At 43.9% G+C, this 17,578-nt stretch carries 16 protein-coding genes; 7 read left to right on the top strand and 9 right to left on the bottom strand.

The features are described from left to right. The first annotated feature begins 185 nt into the window (after positions 1-185). Complete coding sequence (locus tag FTT83_RS07620; protein ID WP_180176483.1) at positions 186-1,058, top strand: LysR family transcriptional regulator; 873 nt, start codon at positions 186-188, stop codon at positions 1,056-1,058. Positions 1,059-1,205: 147 nt separating this feature from the next. Beyond that, positions 1,206-3,422 (top strand): 5-histidylcysteine sulfoxide synthase, encoded by a 2,217-nt coding sequence (gene ovoA, locus FTT83_RS07615; RefSeq protein ID WP_180176484.1) that lies wholly within the window; start codon positions 1,206-1,208, stop codon positions 3,420-3,422. Between the two features lie 52 nt (positions 3,423-3,474). Here the strand turns inward: ovoA and FTT83_RS07610 are convergent, their stop codons facing one another. Together FTT83_RS07610 and FTT83_RS07605 are read right to left on the bottom strand one after the other, a co-directional pair. Next, positions 3,475-3,720 (bottom strand): DUF2789 domain-containing protein, encoded by a 246-nt coding sequence (locus FTT83_RS07610; protein ID WP_086195302.1) that lies wholly within the window; start codon positions 3,718-3,720, stop codon positions 3,475-3,477. 271 nt (positions 3,721-3,991) lie between these two features. Continuing rightward, positions 3,992-4,642, bottom strand: coding sequence for an HAD family phosphatase (locus FTT83_RS07605; RefSeq protein WP_086195301.1), 651 nt, complete (start codon positions 4,640-4,642; stop codon positions 3,992-3,994). A gap of 182 nt (positions 4,643-4,824) precedes the next feature. Between FTT83_RS07605 and FTT83_RS07600 the strand changes: the two genes are divergently transcribed. Together FTT83_RS07600 and ptsP are read left to right on the top strand one after the other, a co-directional pair. After that, positions 4,825-5,301: an RNA pyrophosphohydrolase gene (locus tag FTT83_RS07600; RefSeq protein ID WP_086195300.1), complete on the top strand. Its 477-nt coding sequence runs from the start codon at positions 4,825-4,827 to the stop codon at positions 5,299-5,301. Positions 5,302-5,389: 88 nt separating this feature from the next. Further along, positions 5,390-7,687 carry a phosphoenolpyruvate--protein phosphotransferase gene (gene ptsP, locus FTT83_RS07595; protein ID WP_180043131.1) on the top strand — a complete coding sequence of 766 codons (2,298 nt, stop codon included), beginning with the start codon at positions 5,390-5,392 and terminating at the stop codon, positions 7,685-7,687. A 6-nt stretch (positions 7,688-7,693) separates the two neighbouring features. Here the strand turns inward: ptsP and FTT83_RS07590 are convergent, their stop codons facing one another. From FTT83_RS07590 to FTT83_RS07580, 3 genes are all read right to left on the bottom strand, one after another. After that, complete coding sequence (locus FTT83_RS07590; RefSeq protein WP_166169123.1) at positions 7,694-7,885, bottom strand: hypothetical protein; 192 nt, start codon at positions 7,883-7,885, stop codon at positions 7,694-7,696. A 159-nt stretch (positions 7,886-8,044) separates the two neighbouring features. Beyond that, positions 8,045-8,428: a YkvA family protein gene (locus tag FTT83_RS07585; protein ID WP_180174267.1), complete on the bottom strand. Its 384-nt coding sequence runs from the start codon at positions 8,426-8,428 to the stop codon at positions 8,045-8,047. A 346-nt stretch (positions 8,429-8,774) separates the two neighbouring features. Further along, positions 8,775-10,442, bottom strand: a complete 1,668-nt coding sequence (locus FTT83_RS07580) for an acyl-CoA dehydrogenase family protein (protein WP_180176485.1) — start codon at positions 10,440-10,442, stop codon at positions 8,775-8,777. A 94-nt stretch (positions 10,443-10,536) separates the two neighbouring features. Here FTT83_RS07580 and FTT83_RS07575 point away from each other — a divergent pair, with 94 nt between their 5' ends. Then, complete coding sequence (locus FTT83_RS07575; protein ID WP_180176486.1) at positions 10,537-11,178, top strand: TetR/AcrR family transcriptional regulator; 642 nt, start codon at positions 10,537-10,539, stop codon at positions 11,176-11,178. 248 nt (positions 11,179-11,426) lie between these two features. Further along, positions 11,427-11,654 carry a hypothetical protein gene (locus FTT83_RS07570; RefSeq protein ID WP_180043126.1) on the top strand — a complete coding sequence of 76 codons (228 nt, stop codon included), beginning with the start codon at positions 11,427-11,429 and terminating at the stop codon, positions 11,652-11,654. A gap of 60 nt (positions 11,655-11,714) precedes the next feature. Here the strand turns inward: FTT83_RS07570 and FTT83_RS07565 are convergent, their stop codons facing one another. Then, positions 11,715-12,047, bottom strand: coding sequence for a hypothetical protein (locus tag FTT83_RS07565; RefSeq protein WP_180043125.1), 333 nt, complete (start codon positions 12,045-12,047; stop codon positions 11,715-11,717). Between the two features lie 227 nt (positions 12,048-12,274). Continuing rightward, entirely contained in the window at positions 12,275-14,467 is a 2,193-nt protein-coding gene (gene katG, locus FTT83_RS07560) for a catalase/peroxidase HPI (protein WP_180176487.1), read from the bottom strand. A 370-nt stretch (positions 14,468-14,837) separates the two neighbouring features. Here katG and FTT83_RS07555 point away from each other — a divergent pair, with 370 nt between their 5' ends. Continuing rightward, positions 14,838-15,239: a DoxX-like family protein gene (locus FTT83_RS07555; RefSeq protein ID WP_180176488.1), complete on the top strand. Its 402-nt coding sequence runs from the start codon at positions 14,838-14,840 to the stop codon at positions 15,237-15,239. A 22-nt stretch (positions 15,240-15,261) separates the two neighbouring features. On the opposite strand, the gene FTT83_RS07550 is transcribed toward FTT83_RS07555, so the two are convergent. After that, positions 15,262-16,317, bottom strand: coding sequence for an MBL fold metallo-hydrolase (locus FTT83_RS07550; protein WP_180176489.1), 1,056 nt, complete (start codon positions 16,315-16,317; stop codon positions 15,262-15,264). A gap of 75 nt (positions 16,318-16,392) precedes the next feature. Continuing rightward, complete coding sequence (locus FTT83_RS07545) at positions 16,393-17,331, bottom strand: cation diffusion facilitator family transporter (RefSeq protein ID WP_086195291.1); 939 nt, start codon at positions 17,329-17,331, stop codon at positions 16,393-16,395. Positions 17,332-17,578: the final 247 nt, after the last annotated feature.

Genomic DNA, 17,578 nt, shown 5'->3' with positions numbered 1-17,578 from the left:
CTAGAGATCATGGCTTGTCCGCTTCCTCTTTATAATCACTCCATTCATATGGGGTGATTTTTTTATTTTTAGCTGTTAAGTTCACATCTGCATACATTTTTTCCGGTCTTTTTTAAGATGAAATGCCCCTTTGATATAAAAATATTTTATAATTATTTAATTTTCATATAACCAGATATCTCCTTATGAATCTTGCTGCCTTTGAAGCGTTCATTAAAGTCATGGAAACCGGTTCTATTTCTATGGCTGCCGATTTATTGTTTATTACCCAGCCTGCTGTGACCAAACGCATTCATAGCCTGGAAGAATATTTTGGCGTGAAACTGTTTGAGTCTGCCGGTCGTGGCGTTCAGGCGACGCATGCTGCACATTCTTTATTGCCGAAAGTGAAAAACTGGCTCAATGAACTGGGCGATATTCACCATACCCTCAGTCACGAACAGGAACAGGTGCAAGGCAAGCTGAAAATTGGCACCAGCCATCATATTGGCTTGCACCATCTACCGCAGCACCTGCGCAATTATGTGCAAAAATTTCCTGACGTCACTTTAGACGTGCATTTTGTTGACTCGGAACAGGCGCATGAACAGGTACTGGCGGGTGACCTGGAACTGGCCTTTTTAACCCTCCCGCCGAAAGGGGATGAACGCCTGAGTTATGTGACCATCTGGAATGATCCGCTGGTCTTTGTGGTGGCACCTTTTCATCCGCTGGCGCAAAAAAAGCATCTGAGTCTGGAAGATTTAATTCAATATCCAAGCCTATTGCCCGCCTCGCAAACCTATACCACGCAAATCACCTTGGCAGAATTTGAAAAGCAAGGCGTTAAACCGAAAATCACCATGAGCAACAATCCGCTGGAATCCATCCGCATGCTGGTTTCAATTGGTTTGGGATGGTCGGTATTACCGAAAACCCTGCTAAATCAGGACCTGCAAATGCTGGATATTAATGTGCAAATGCAGCGTCAACTGGGCATGGTCTGGCATCCAGGGCGCACCCAGTCACGTGCCGTACAGGAATTGGTGACCATGATGCAAAACTCCCATCTCAACTAAAACCGGCTTGAGCGCTGCATCTGCCTGGATGCAGCATTTTGTTACCTTAATCCTCAGCATAGCGGCACAGCTTTCGGGTACTTTTAAATAAAACACATAGAACCCGATGGCTTAAATGTGCAAAAGAATTCGAAGGAGTATGGGGCTATGCTGAGGGATTCATCACCAACTCTATCTATAACCAATTCACCTGAAACAACCCAGGCTAAAACACACCCAGTCAAAGCAGATGTCGATGCTCCAGATCTATGGCAAAGCGCTAAAATTTCTTTGCTGCCTACGCCCGATTTAAACTTTGCTGATGAAGCCGCGGCACGGCACGGCTTGCGTGATTATTTTCTGAATACTTTTGACAGCTATGAACGGCTGTTTGACTGTCTGAAAAATGATGCAGCCTATTACCTTAAACCCATCTCTTTACGTCATCCGCTGATTTTTTATTTTGGTCATACGGCGACCTTTTTTATCAATAAACTGCTGCTCAGCAAACTGATTCACGCACGTTTGAACCCGCAGCTGGAAAGCATTTTTGCTGTCGGGGTCGATGAAATGAGCTGGGACGACCTGAATGAGCAGCATTATGACTGGCCAAGCATCGCTGAAGTACGGGCTTATCGTGATCAGGTACGAGCACTGGTCCTGAATCTAATTGAGCATGCCCCTCTGACGTTACCCTTGAACTGGAGCCATCCGTGGTGGTCGATCCTCATGGGCATTGAACATGAACGGATTCATCTTGAAACCTCCTCGGTCCTGATTCGCCAGCAGCAGCTGGACTATGTATACAATCATCCGCAGTGGCGTGCCGAGGTCATCACGGACATTGCACCCGAAAATACCCTGATTGCTGTTCCTGCAGGACAGGTCAATTTGAACAAGACTTTCGACAGTAACTTCTATGGCTGGGACAATGAATATGGCCGGCATCAGGCAGATGTGGCCGCTTTTCAGGCTTCACAATATCTGGTTTCCAATCAGGAATTCTTGAGTTTTGTGGAAGATGGCAGTTATGCAACTGATCGCTACTGGACAGCAGAAGGACAGGCCTGGCTGAAATTTTCTCAAGCCCAGCATCCCAGCTTTTGGCGAAAAACCCCTTCAGGCTGGTCACTGCGTTTGATGCTGGAAGAAATTTCCATGCCTTGGGACTGGCCGGTAGAAGTGAATTATCTTGAAGCCAAGGCCTTTTGTCACTGGAAAGCCGAGAAAACCGGTCAAAGCATTCGCTTGCCCACAGAAGATGAGTGGTACCGATTGTATGATGTAGCAGGTTTGGATGCCAATCTGCTCAGTCCTGAAGAGGCCAATATCGAACTGAAATACGGAACCAGTCCCTGCCCGGTGAATCATTTTCAGCAGGGTGATTTTTTTGATATTCAGGGCAATGTCTGGCAATGGACTGAAACCCCGATTTATCCTTTTGACGGTTTTCAGGTACATCCGATCTATGATGATTTCAGCACCCCAACCTTTGACGGGCAACACAATCTAATCAAAGGCAGTTCCTGGATTTCTGCCGGTAATGAGGCTTTGCACAGCTCACGTTATGCTTTTCGCCGACATTTTTTCCAGCATGCCGGATTCCGCTATGTCGCTGCCTCCCAAGAACTTCAACAGTTTCAATCGCAGTATGAAACTGATCAGATGATCTCGCAATATCTGGAATTTCAGTACGGTGCAGAATATTTTAACGTGCCCAATTTCGCCCAAAGCCTGATTAACCTTGCGCAACCCTATTTTAAGGATATTGCGACAGAGAAGGCACTGGATATCGGTTGTGCCACAGGTCGGGCTAGCTTTGAACTGGCAGCTTATTTTGATCAGGTCACAGGACTGGACTTTTCCGCGCGCTTTATTCAGCAAGCGGTACAGCTGGCACAAGGTGAAACGCTACGTTATACCCTGCCAATTGAAGGTGAACTGATGGAATATAAAGCCTGTAACTTAAAAGAGTTGGGTCTGGATACCCATGCAGATCGGGTCGAATTTTTCCAGGCCGATGCCTGCAATTTGAAACCTCATTTTACTGATTACAATTTTATTCTAGCTGCGAATTTAATTGACCGCTTACATCATCCCAAAGATTTCTTAGCCGAAATCCATCAGCGTTTAAAACTGGGTGGCATTTTAATGCTGGCTTCCCCCTATACTTGGCTAGAGGAACATACTGCACCTAGTGAATGGCTCGGTGGTTTTAAAAAAAATGGGGAAAACTTCAGTACGCTAGATGGCACGACTGAACTTTTAAAAGAACACTTTGAAATGCTCGATGAACCTCAGGATGTGGCATTTGTGATTCGGGAAACCGCACGTAAATATCAACATAGCCTGTCCCAAGTGACCTTATGGAAACGGGTGAGATGAAATCTTTATCAAAAAGGCCAATCTGAGGATTGGCTTTATTTCGCTTTGATCTTTATTGAATCACTGAATCTTCATGTAAGGATTCATTTAACTGGTCAACAATAATGGCCCATGAACCATCGGATTTAATTTTTTCTGCTAAAAACTGGCGCTGTGCTTCAGTCCAATATTCCGCTTCGGTAATTTTGGTCTGGGCATTGAGCTGATGCGTGGCAATAAACAGGGCAATCGCCTCTTCACTGGAATCTAACCCTAACTGCTCAAAAAGATTGGTCATTCTTGGACGTGTTTGGCTCATTCTTCTCTCCTATTGTTCTTCAATTTCAAACTATAAATTTTATTTTTTACCCTTTTGCTTTCAGTCTACTATACGGTAAAGGCATAATCATAGTAAGGCTTATTTTATCGTCCCTTAGTCGATATAAAACATTCCATCCGGTTTAGTAGATCGGTAGACACTATCTACAAACATGCAAGGATTTCGGTGCAATCCTTTTTTATTTTTAACTTTTAAAGCAGAGAGAATAACCATATTCCATACAGCTCTCCCCTCCATCAAAACAAATTGCCTAAATCGACCAGTCCTGAATTTCCCAGTTTTGCGCTTTGGCCAAAGCCTCCAAACGCTCATCCGGATTGACCACAATGGCATGATCGGCATATTCCAGCAGGAAACGGTCATTAAATGAATCCGAATAGGCCCATGACTCATCAATATCGCGCCCTTGCAGCCATTGTTCCAGACGGATCAATTTACCCTTTTGATAACATGCAGTATTGATGACTTTACCGGTATATTTGCCATCCACCACTTCTGCATTGGTGGCAATAATTTCAGTAATACCAAACTCGTGAAAAATCGGTGCCGTAATAAAATCGGAGGTTGCGGTAATCCCGACCAGCTCGTGTCCTGCATCACGGTGTTTTTGAATGGCAGCAAAACCTTCTGGGCGCATTTGTGGACGAATGACCTTTTTCATGAATAATTCATGTAATTCAGTCAAATAATCATTATCATGCTGGGTTAAAAATTCAAAGACGAATTCGTTATAGGCAATCGGGTCAAGTTGCCCTGCTTTATAGTCTTCATAAAACTTGTCATTCATTTGACGGTGTCGGATTGGATCGACTAAACCCTCGTTTACTAAAAACTCACCCCATGAATAATCTGAATCGGTATTTAATAAGGTGTGGTCGAGGTCAAATAAAGCCAATTTCATGAAAATACTCGTAAAAACTGAAATTTAAGAAAAAAATTGTAAATCTATCTCCGCTAGTCGATAGAAATTCGTTAAGATCATAGCAATTTTTAACATTTAAGCTGTGCTTTTTTTCGAGATGGATATAGAAATAACAATCCCCGAACAAAAAGCCATACATTACAGAAGATTTAGGTAGCCAAATGATCGACTCAGAAGGTTTCCGACCGAATGTCGGGATCATTTTGGCAAACGACATTGGACAAGTTTTATGGGCAAAACGCATTGGACACAATGCTTGGCAATTTCCGCAAGGAGGAATCCAGTTTGGAGAATCCCCCGAACAGGCACTTTATCGTGAGCTGAGAGAAGAAGTTGGCTTATTGCCCGAACATGTTCAAATTGTAGCGCAAACAAAAGGTTGGCTGCGTTATCGTTTGCCGCAAAGATATATACGCCCGGATTCGGACCCGGTGTGTATTGGTCAAAAACAGAAGTGGTTTTTACTCAGGCTGACAGCGCCAGCAAAGCATATTCAGCTGGACCTGTCAGACCCACCCGAGTTTGACCAGTGGCAATGGGTAAGTTACTGGTACCCATTAGGTCAGGTCGTGAATTTTAAACGCGATGTATACCGAAGGGCGATGGTGGAACTGTGTCAGCAGTTACCCTCGCTCTAGCTCGAAAAAATTGCATGAAAATGCAGATTTTTTAGTAGCATGTTGTTATAAATAAAAACAGTTTTAAACTTATTTTGGAGCAGATTTTATGTCGAATATGCAACTGGACACCTTAAGACGCATTGTGCAAGAAATCAATGCGTCCACCAGTTTGCATGAGTCACTCGACATCATGGTCAATCAGGTTGCTGAAGCCATGCACGTGGATGTCTGCTCCATTTATCTACTGGATGAGCGTAACCAGCGTTATCTGCTCATGGCATCTAAAGGGTTAAATCCTGAAGCTGTGGGGCATGTTTCCTTACATACCAGCGAAGGTCTGGTGGGACTGGTGGGACAACGCGAAGAAATCGTCAATCTGGATAATGCACCGAAGCACGAACGCTTTATGTACCTGCCAGAAACCGGAGAGGAAATTTATAATTCCTTCCTGGGGGTTCCGGTGATGTACCGCCGTAAGGTTATGGGCGTATTGGTAGTGCAAAATAAGGAACCGCAAGATTTTAGCGAAGCAGCGGAATCGTTCCTGGTCACCCTGTGTGCCCAGCTGTCTGGTGTGATTGCCCATGCCCACGCCGTGGGTAATATCGATGTGTTCCGCAAGCCAAGCAATTTGCCTGCTTATAAAACCTTTCAGGGCGTTTCCGGTTCAGGCGGGATTGCTTTAGGGCGTGCGGTAATTCTCTACCCGCCTGCAGATCTGGCGGCTGTGCCTGATCGTGAAGCAGATGACATCAGTGAAGAACTGGAGCTTCTGGATGCCGCATTAAATGCAGTGCGTCAGGAAATTCAGGCACTGGATGAAAAAATGCAGGATGCCTTAATGGCTGAAGAACGGGCTTTATTTAGCGTGTTCTTGCGCATGCTGGATGAAAACTCCCTGCCTGCTGAAATTAAGGCTGAAATCCGCGATGGTAACTGGGCACAGGGTGCAGTACGTATTGTCATTGATAATCACATTGCCCTGTTCGCACAAATGGAAGATGACTATTTACGCGAACGTGTGTCCGACCTGAAAGATCTCGGTCGCCGTATTCTGGCCTTTTTACAGGAAGCCGATGCCAGCCATCGTGAACTGACCGATGAAAGCATTCTGATCGGGGAAGACATTTCAACCGCGGCACTGGTTGAATTGCCGGTGGATAAAATTGCCGCGATTGTCACCACTGAAGGTGCCATGAACTCACATATGGTGATTGTGGCACGTGCACTGGGCATTCCAACCGTGGTCGGTGTGACTGAACTGCCAATCAATACCCTGGATGATGTCGAGATGATTGTCGATGCCCATCAGGGACGGGTATTTATCAATCCGCCGCGCCGTTTACGTACACGCTATAAAGAAATCCAGAAAGAAGAAGAACAGCTGGCGAAAGACCTAAAACAATACGAAACCAAAGACGCTATTACGCCTGATGGTGTTGCAGTCAAACTGTATGTGAATACCGGTTTAATGATTGATGTCGTTCGCGGGGTACAACGTGGTGCTAAAGGCGTAGGTTTATACCGCTCTGAAATTCCGTTCATGCTACGTGATCGCTTCCCTGGTGAAGAAGAGCAGCGTGCCATTTACCGCCAGCAACTCAGCCACTTTGCCAATAAACCTGTGGTGATGCGTACCCTCGACATTGGTGCAGATAAGGATTTACCGTATTTTTCGATTGAAGAAGAAAACTCGGCGCTGGGCTGGCGCGGCATCCGTTTTACCCTGGATCATCCTGAAATTTTCTCTTCTCAGATTCGTGCCATGCTGAAAGCCAGTATTGGTCTGAATAACCTGCATATTTTGCTGCCCATGATCACCAGTGTCAGTGAAGTGGAAGAAGCCCTCTATCTGCTGGACCGTGACTGGACCGCAGTGCAGGAAGAAGAACAGGTTAAAATTACCAAACCCAAAATTGGCATTATGGTTGAAGTACCGAGTGTGCTGTTACAGATTGAAGAATTTTCTGAGCTGGTGGATTTCTTCTCGGTCGGTTCAAATGACTTGACCCAGTATTTACTTGCTGTAGACCGTAATAATCCTCGGGTTGCCAATGTCTACTCCCACTTCCACCCTGCCGTCTTACGCGCTTTAAGCCGTTTGGTTCAGGAATGTCATAAATATGACAAACCGGTGAGCATTTGTGGAGAAATGGCTGGCGACCCATTGGCGGCTGTGCTGCTGATGGCGATGGGCTTTAATACCCTGTCGATGAGTTCAAGCAATATTTTGCGGGTACGTAAGGCCATTTGTCATGTGCCGATGAGCGATGCACAGGAACAACTGGAACGCGTATTAAAAATGAGTAATCCACTGATGGTGAAAAGCTGGATGGAGTATTACTTCAAGACCCATGGTCTGGGCGATATGGTGAAATCTGCTACCCGTATTGTGAGTGCTTAATTCTATTTAGATGTAAGAAAATACGGTGAAATAAAAAGGGAGATAATCATCTGAGTATCTCCCTTTTTTATGCTTGTCATAGCCACGTTTTGCATTTTTCTTTCGGTCTACAAAGACCTGGCTTTTGTTGACCTCATGCATGTGTTTGGCCACAAAATTGTGAATCACCACTTCTGGCAGTGCTTTTTTCTTTGCCATTTTACTCACCTGTTTTCATTTACCATCCGGATGGGATAGCAAGCCGATATTACGCTTTTTTGTACAGAATTCAAGTGGTTTTTCGGATTGGATAAATTTATTAAAAAATTATTTATTTCATATATTTAAATTCATATTTAAAGTCTTTATACAAACCAGTTATGATAATTTTTGAATATTGATAAAATACAGGGCCAAATAGCCCAGAAAGAGCAGCCAGATTAAAATAATCACGCCTGCCGCCCAACGGTTTACCGGCCGTTCTGCCAACAGCGAGGTACGAATTCTGCAATCGTCTATAATTTCTTGTGGCGTCAGCTTAATCACCAATAACAGTCCCAAGGGCACAATAATAAGATCATCCAGATAGCCCAGCACTGGAATAAAATCGGGAATCAGATCAATCGGCGATAGCGCATAGGCCGCAATCATCAGTGCCAATATTTTGATCCAGACAGGTGTGCGCTGGTCTTTAGCCACCAGCCAAACCACCAGAACCTCTTTTTTAATGGTTTTGGCCCATTGTTTAATTTTTTGATACATATAAGTACTGAAAATCAAAAATTTATGAATGACATGTTAAATAAGTTTTCTTAAATAAATATAAATTTTGCAGTTTCAACATTATTTTTATGTAAGTGGTAGAAGGACAACTTTCATTACAAATCACAATAAAAAATAAATTTATTAAAGAATTTTCCTCATTTAGAAAATTCACAATATATTTTGAGTACGCAAAAGAGAGATTCTTAACCTTTAATTATTTAATTCTCCCTCCCTCTCTTGCGAAATATATTTCTCATCCCATAGGGAGGGAGAATTTTGATTGTGAATTCCCTCTCATTCTAGGAGATGAGTAGCACGGCTACGCAAGGGAGAGGTATAAAAATTATTTCTCTTTAGCCAAAGCCCTTTCCAGCACCCGCTCTACATCTACCTGCTTCGCTGCAATCATACCCACCACGCGACCATAAAATTCGCTATAACGCGTTTCAATAAAAGCAGCGGCCACGTAGTCCGGCGCATAACGTTTCAGTAAAACTGCTTGCGCCAAAATTACCAAACGGCTGACCAGACTGCGCCCCATAAACTGCAACTCTTCGGGTGATTGCTGGAACAACTTGAATAGGCTCTGTAATTCATTTTGCAAAGTTTCATCGTGCATTGCAGTTGATGCCAGATCTTTAAACAATAACTCAATGGATTCAGGTTCACGACTAATGGCGCGCAGCACATCCAGGCACATGACATTGCCAGAACCTTCCCAAATGGTATTCACTGGGGCTTCTTTAAAAATACGCGCCATGATGCCGTTATCGACATAACCATTGCCGCCAAAGACTTCCATCATCTCGCCAGTCAATTCGACTGCACGCTTGCAGATCCAGAATTTAGAGGCTGGTGTCATGATTCTTTTCCACGCCACGGACAGAGCATCATCCGATTCATAACAATGCGCCAAATGGAAACTTAACTGCATCGCGGCTTCGGTTTCCAGGGCTAAATCCGCGAGTACTGCTTGCATCAACGGCTGTTCGACTAAATGTTTACCAAAAGCTTTGCGCTGACGGGTATAGGCAATGCATTGCACCAAAGCCTGACGTAGCATGGCGGTACTGCCCACAGAACAGGTCAGACGGGTGTAATTGGCCATTTCAATAATGGTCGGAATACCACGACCTGCTTCACCGATCATGATGCCCCAGGCATCCTTAAACTCGACTTCCGAACTGGAGTTGCTGCGGTTGCCGACTTTTTCTTTGAGGCGCTGCACATGAATATGGTTCTTGGTTCCATCCTCCAGCCAGCGCGGGACAAAAAAACAGGCCAAGCCATCCTGCTCGGTTTTCGCCACCACCAGATGTGCATCACACATCGGAGCTGAGAAAAACCATTTATGTCCTGTCAGCAAGTAAGCTTTGCCACGACCTGATTCAGCGACAGGAATGGCAAAAGTTTCATTGGCACGCACATCAGAACCGCCCTGCTTTTCGGTCATGCCCATACCGAGCCAGATTGATGTTTTCTGGGCAATCGGCAGGTCACGTTCATCATATTCAGTGGATAATAATTTTTCGCCTATTTTTGCCCACAGTTCAGGTTCACGCTGAATCAGGGGAATGCTGCCAAGCGTCATCGAAGTTGGACACAGACTGCCACACTCCACCTGCCCGCTTAAGTAAAAACGCGCTGCCCATTCCACCCATTTGGCAGATGATTCTGCATGATTAAATGGATGAGCATGGCTGTCAAACTTGCGGTTTAAAGCCATCCATTTATGCCATGCAGGATGAAACTCGATGTAATCTTTACGACGACCACGTGCATCGAAGGCATGTAAAATAGGCGTGTGTTTATTGGCTAAATCGGCATATTGATAATACTCGGCTGATCCCACCACTTTACCCCTATCATACAAGGTTGCTTGGTCATGGCTGCCATAACGCTTCAATATTTCATGTAAAACCGTATCTGATGAAAATAAATTGTAATCTTGCAGTTCATCAAACTGATTGCTGATTTGATGGGTCATCCATGTCTGATTCGATGTATTCATCGTCTATATTTCCTGCTTGTTGTTCTGGGTTTTTCATTCCAGTATAGAGAAAAATTCGCCACAGCATGTTCGGCTTTATTGGGTCAAACTTTTTATGAAAAATCCACAGATTCAGGTACGGCGTAAGCCACGCCAGTCACGGGCCAAACTGACTCAGGAAGCCTTGCAGGACAGTTTTGTTCGGCTTTTGCATGAGCGTGCTGCACATGACATTACCATTCGGGAGATTACCGATTTGGCCGGTGTAGGCTTGGGCACCTTCTATGAATATTTTTCTAAAAAGGAAGATTTGATTGCGCTGACTATTCATAGACACGTAAAAAACAATGCCGAGGACTTAAAAACTTATGCACACAGCCTGATCCAGTTATCCACAAATTTAAGTTTGCAGGATTATTTAAAGCAGGTGATTCATTACCAACTTGAGCAGATTCAGGCTCAGCAATTTTTATGGGCGCAGACTTTTTTGCTGGAACGGCAGGTTTCCAATATTGAGAGTTATCGCAAGAGTTACGAGATGATGGTGCAAATGTGGCAAAGCATTTTGTTACCTTTTATTGAAGATACTGAACAGCTCAAGCAGATGAGTTTAAATGTGCAGCGGGTGTGTTATGGCTTTGTGTCTCAGACTTTGTTGGTGGAACCTGATTTTGGGGGGTTGGATGAGTTGGAGGGGGATATTATTCAAACTTTAGCCAACTTCATTTTGAATAAAAATGTCCTTTTTAAAAGTTAAAGATCCTTTTTTGATTGGCAAAACATATCAAAACTACTCATAAAAACCGACTTATTTCAAAGCTGGATTTTGTATACAATATCAAATTTTTAAGTAATTTATATTAATATACTATTGCACTTTGTATAATCCCATTACGCTAAATACCAGTAATTATTCAGATTTTAATAAAAACATATTTTGATTACTAGTCACAGTATGAGAACATTTTGTTTTTTAAGTTATTAATTTAAATTTAGGGGAAAAGTTTGTTACTTATATATTTAGGACTTGCGATTTTTATTATTGGTGGAATAGGTTTTCTGATTGCAGCATTTAAAAATAGTATTTTATGGGGTTTAGGGTGTCTGATATTTTATCCAATTTCCATCGTTTTTTTAATATTATATTGGCAAGAAGCGAAAAACCCTTTCTTTCTTCAACTTATTGGAGTTGGTGTTATCTTTGCTGGTTCTATGGTTATGCCTCTCCAATAAGAGGCATTTCTACTTGGGAATAACATCAAATCTAAAATCTGGGCTTTACTTTCCTATTTATTAATCTAGATATAAAACTAGATTCTTCTCTATTTTAATAAGCTTCTTCTTTTGTAAACTAGAAATTATTGATGATCGTTCTTCTTCTGAAATTGAACCTTTAAATTGAAACATAGCATCAATAAAATTTTCGAGGCTTTTTACTTTACTAGGACGACTTTTCAATAAACGCTCTGATACATAATCTAGATCTATAGAGTTTTCTTCTTTTACTTTCTCAACATATTGTTCCTCTTCTTCCTTTCTCCCAACTTGGATTAGGAGTTGAGCAAGTCGAAATTTATCACGATAAGATAGCTGTAGAGTTAAATCTTTGATTTCTTCGTAAGTCATATTTTTGAATCAAGGTTTTTAAAATTACATTGATTATAGTTAGTAAGTGAAAAATATCTATTATTCTTATTGATAAATGCTTTTTAAAGATTTTCTAAAATCCACATAATACGTGCTATACAAAACCCTTAAAAAAGTTAAATAATTTCAAAAAACTTAAACTCCATAAGAATTATGTACATAAAAAAACCGCCCCTCAAGGCGGTTTTTTTACATCTCAATGCAAATTATTTCTTCACATCAAACCGGTCTGCATTCATCACTTTGGTCCAGGCGGCAACAAAGTCTTTCACGAATTTTTCTTTGTTATCATCTTGCGCATACACTTCTGCATAAGAACGAAGAATCGAGTTCGAACCAAACACCAAGTCCACACGTGTTGCTGTCCATTTCGCTGTGCCCGTTGCACGGTCCACAATCTCATAACGGTTTTTGCCGACTGGTTTCCAGTTGTACGCCATATCAGTCAGGTTCACGAAGAAGTCGTTGCTTAATACGCCTTCCCGGTCTGTGAACACGCCTTCTTTTGCACCAGCGTAGTTAGTACCGAGTACACGCATACCACCAATCAGTACCGTCATTTCCGGTGCAGTTAAACCCAGTAACTGAGCACGGTCTAACAGCAGTTCTTCAGGTTGAGCAGTGTAGTCTTCTTTCAACCAGTTACGGAAACCATCGTGTTTTGGCAACAAGTCTTCAAATGAATAGACATCGGTTTGCTCTTGAGTGGCATCCCCTCGTCCCGGCGTAAATGGAACTTTAATGTCCACACCCGCAGCCTGAGCCGCTTTTTCCACCGCAGCCGTACCGCCCAGTACAATCAGGTCGGCAATGCTGACTTTCTTCTCAAGACCCGCCTGAATTTCTTCAAGTTTCGCCAATACTTTTGCCAGACGTTCAGGTTCGTTACCGACCCAGTCTTTTTGTGGTGCCAGGCGGATACGCGCACCGTTTGCACCGCCACGGTAGTCCGAACCACGGAAAGTACGCGCGCTGTCCCATGCGGTGTTGATTAACTCAGCTGTGCTTAAACCACTGTTCAGCAATTTCGCTTTGAGTTCTTCAACTTCTGCTTCCGATAATACGTAATTCACTGATGGAATCGGGTCTTGCCAGATTAAATCCTCAGCAGGAACATCGGCACCTAAATAACGCGATTTTGGTCCCATGTCACGGTGAGTCAGCTTGTACCATGCACGCGCAAACACTTCAGCAAAATAAGCTGGGTCTTTATAGAAACGTTCTGAAATTTTGCGGTATTCCGGATCGACTTTCAGTGCCATATCGGCATCGGTCATCATCGGGTTACGGCGCACATTCGGGTTGTGTGCATCAACAGGTTTGTCTTCCTCTTTGATGTTGATCGGTTCCCATTGTTTCGCGCCTGCCGGGCTGAGGGTTTTTTCCCACTCATAGGTGAACAATAAATAGAAGAATTCATTGTCCCATTTGGTTGGATGCGTGGTCCATGCCCCTTCCAGACCACTGACCATGGTATTGGCACCGTTACCTGTACCTTCAGGGTTATGCCAGCCTAGGCCCTGGAATTCGACATCCGCACCTTCAACGTCTTTACCCAGCAATTCAGCCTTGCCGTTACCGTGTGCTTTACCAATGGTGTGACCACCTGCAGTCAAGGCCACAGTTTCTTCGTCATTCATGCCCATACGGTCGAAGGTTACACGCATATCCTGTGCCGTACGCAGCGGATCCTGTACACCATCTACCCCTTCAGGGTTGACGTAAATGAGACCCATCTGCACGGCAGCAAGCGAATTGTCTAATGACTTACGGTCCTGATCATTTTCATAACGATTTTTGGTGGCATCCAGCCATTTCTTTTCAGAACCCCAATTGACGTCTTTTTCAGGATGCCAGATGTCTTGACGACCGCCACCGAAACCAAAGGTTTTCAGACCGGCTTCTTCGTACGCCACTGTACCGGCCAGGATGATCAGATCGCCCCAAGAGATTTTATTGCCATATTTACGTTTAATCGGCCAAAGTAGACGGCGGCCTTTATCGGTGTTGACGTTGTCTGGCCAGCTGTTGAGTGGTGCAAAACGCTGGTTACCAGTATTGGCACCGCCGCGACCGTCCTGTTTACGGTAAGAACCGGCTAAGTGCCAGGCAGTACGCACGAACATGCCAATGTAGCTACCGTAGTCCGATGGCCACCAGTCCTGGCTGCTGTTAATCAGTTCGCGTAAATCCTGTTTCACTGCTTCCAAATCCAGTGAATTGAATGCCTTGGCATAATCAAAATCCGGGTCCATCGGATTGGTTTTTTTATCGTGTTGAGCAAGAATGTTAAGATTTAGAGCATTCGGCCACCAAGCGGCATTTGAGCTGGCGGCATTGGTATTCGCACCTTCTTGATGGAACGGGCATTTCCCTGCAGTTTTCGTATCATTATTCATATCTGAGCTCCAAATTAATCATAAAATGACGATTGTCATGAACCGTTAAAAATTTCTAACTCATCATCAAAATAGCTGTTTTTTATGACAATAGAAAGCAAGTTATACGAATGAAAACGATCGAAAAAGCCTATTCTAAAACGGGCTTAAAAACAGGATTTATCAACCCTCACAACAAGAGATCAAATTTTTAGAACTGCTTTATCAATTGGTGATAAAGACGATCAGGATTTGAGATTTTGGACAATATTTCTGATTAAAAATAATGTGCTATATTGAGGCCATAACAAGCAAGAATACCTCACATCATGTCGATCAAGCATGATCGCTATTGCTGAGAACAGACCGTATTTTCTGGAACCTGCCATTCGTGAATCATCAGCCTCTATTGGAAAAACCGCTTCGGCTCATTCAGATCACGCTTGCTGCACTCTGGATTTATCAGGGGTTGGTTCCGAAAATTCTGTTTCAGTCAGCTGCAGAAATCGCCATTTGGCAAAGCATGGGTTTAGAACTCCCTCTGGCAAAAATGGCGGTTACCCTGTCAGGCATAATTGAAATGATGTTTGGCTGTACTTTCCTTATTTGGCAAAAAGCAGCCGTCATCCATCAGCTGAATATTTTAGGTTTAGCCGGATTATTAGTGCTGATTGCGCTCACCAGTCCCTTGCAACTCAGCTCCGCATTTAACCCGGTCGTGATGAATATGGCGATGATTTGCCTTTCAATACTTGCTATTCAACTGTTAAAGCTGAGCCAAGCGTCATCTTAAGAAATAAACATCTTAAACAAGATCAAACCACCAGACGCCGTCCTTCGCGAATGCAGTAAAAGGGGGTCATTAATTTGGAGGTATTTTTCATGGCCACTTTTAAGTCCAGTTCGGGCTGTTCCCGGCTTTCATCGGTCAGCTGAAAGGTTCGGTAATGAATCGCCAGCGAACATTTGGAATGTAAATCCTGATGCGCCTGAAAAGCCTCCTGCGGGTTCATATGCATATAGTTCATCAGCTCACGCGGCTGGTAGGAGCCAATCGGTAACAATGAAATACGCGGTGCCCCCAAACGGTTTTGAATCTCTTTAAAATGCGGTGAATAGCCGCTATCTCCGGCAAAGAAACAATGATCTTTTCCGGCTAACACTGAAAAACCACCCCACAGTGCCCGGTTGTGATCGCGCAAGCCGCGACCGGAAAAATGCTGTGCCGGGGTATAAATAATTTTTAAATCCTGCAATAAGGAAGATTGCCACCAGTCCATTTCCAGCACATGAAAAATTTTCGGCAAATACCACGCATTGCCCAGTCCGGTATAAATCGGCATGGCAAATTGATCATGCAGCCATTCCAGGCTGGCCAGATCAATATGGTCATAATGATTATGACTGAGCAGCACCGCATGAATGGTCGGTAATTCTTCCAGGGCAATTCCCGCCGGAATGACCCGCTTCGGACCTTTGCCCTGCTGGGGACTGACATGTTCACACCAGACCGGATCGGTGAGCAGATTATAGGGCCCGATTTGTAACAGTACCGTAGCATGCCCGACAAACCACACTTGCCAGTCGTCTATACTGGCGTTTGGACGGTTCTGGGGAATGGTGCGTTTGCTGGCATGGAATTCGGCTTGTTCTTTGTTTATATCGACATTCCAGGTCGATGACTTGCGGCTAAGCAGCCACTTGATCAGCTCGATCCGTCCACGCCCTGCAGGACTGGGCAAGGCATTGAAGAACCGTTCACCATCATGATGATTGGAATGCATAAACTGAAATGAAGGCTGCCGCCAGGTATGTGACCAGCATGCTTTGGTCGGGAGTTGAAAGTGTAATTGCTCAGGCTTCTGCTTCATGTAGATTCAATTTCTTAGTCTGACCTCAACATTCAAAATCCGGTATTCTGAATGCACTGACATATATATCACGTTTTATTCTAAACGTCCTTGCATACGTTCCAACCACACCTGTTTAGTTTGCGGTTTGATAAACAATGCCACAATTTCCGGATGAATCTGTTTGATTTTCGCTTCAATTCTATTGACGCAAGCTTCGATGTCATCCGAGCTTAAATTATCTTCAAACTCCAGGCTTAACGATGCCAGCACCTGATGCGCGCCCATCTGTTCGGTCAACACGCCATTGGCTGACTGTACTGCTTCATCTTCCTGGGCAATCAGCAAGATATCATTACGCAGTTGCGGATCGGCCGTTTCCCCCAACAATAAACCCTTGGTTTCACGCGCCAGTAAAATGGCAGAAACTGCCAGTACAAGACCAATCAAGATCGAGGCCATGCCATCCAGTTCAGGAATATTCAAGGCATGAGCCAGATAGATGCCGATCAGGGCAATCAACAGACCACATAACGCGGCAGTATCTTCAAACAGTACGGTAAAGGTAGTGGGATCTTTACTGTGCCGAAAAGCCTCGAAATAACCTTGCTTGCCTTTCACCTTACGGAATGCCTTTAAGGCCACCAACCACGAGGTGCCTTCACACAAGATGGCGATGCTTAACACAATATAGTTGATGGTGGGATTCAGCATTGCTTCAGGATGCAGCACATGTTGTATGCCCTGATAAATCGACACAATCGCACCCAGTGCAAAAACCATCAATGCCACAATAAAGGCCCAAAAATACAGCTCACGGCCATAACCAAAAGGATGCTTATAGTTGGCGGGCTGCTGGGATTTTTTCATGCCATACAGCAGCAAAATTTCGTTCAATGTGTCTACCACCGAGTGAATGGCTTCACTGAACATGGCCGAACTGTTGGTGATATAGGCGGCCACAAACTTGACCAGTGCAATCGCCAGATTACCTGCCAGTGCTGCATAGACCACAATCTTATTCGAATCAGACATTCAAATTTGTCCCAGGTGTTTTTTTGTCAAGCGTTGTTATTATCAAATAGATCTATTTGATTTTTATAGCTCTTTGCATAGTACTCAATGTGGTTGTTGTCGTGGTTTATTCTTTTGTTGTTTTTAGCGTAACTGTTGATTATTTCGCCAGTGCGTATATTGATGTTTCATGTGAAACGCTGTGATGAAATATGATGCATTTTCACAATTCACGCAGATTGCAAGCTCATAAAAAGGAAGCCTAAAC

Origin of the sequence: Acinetobacter sp. YH01018 (genome assembly GCF_013420295.1) — a bacterium.
Classification (GTDB): domain Bacteria; phylum Pseudomonadota; class Gammaproteobacteria; order Pseudomonadales; family Moraxellaceae; genus Acinetobacter.
This window is presented reverse-complemented; position numbering and strand designations above follow the sequence as displayed.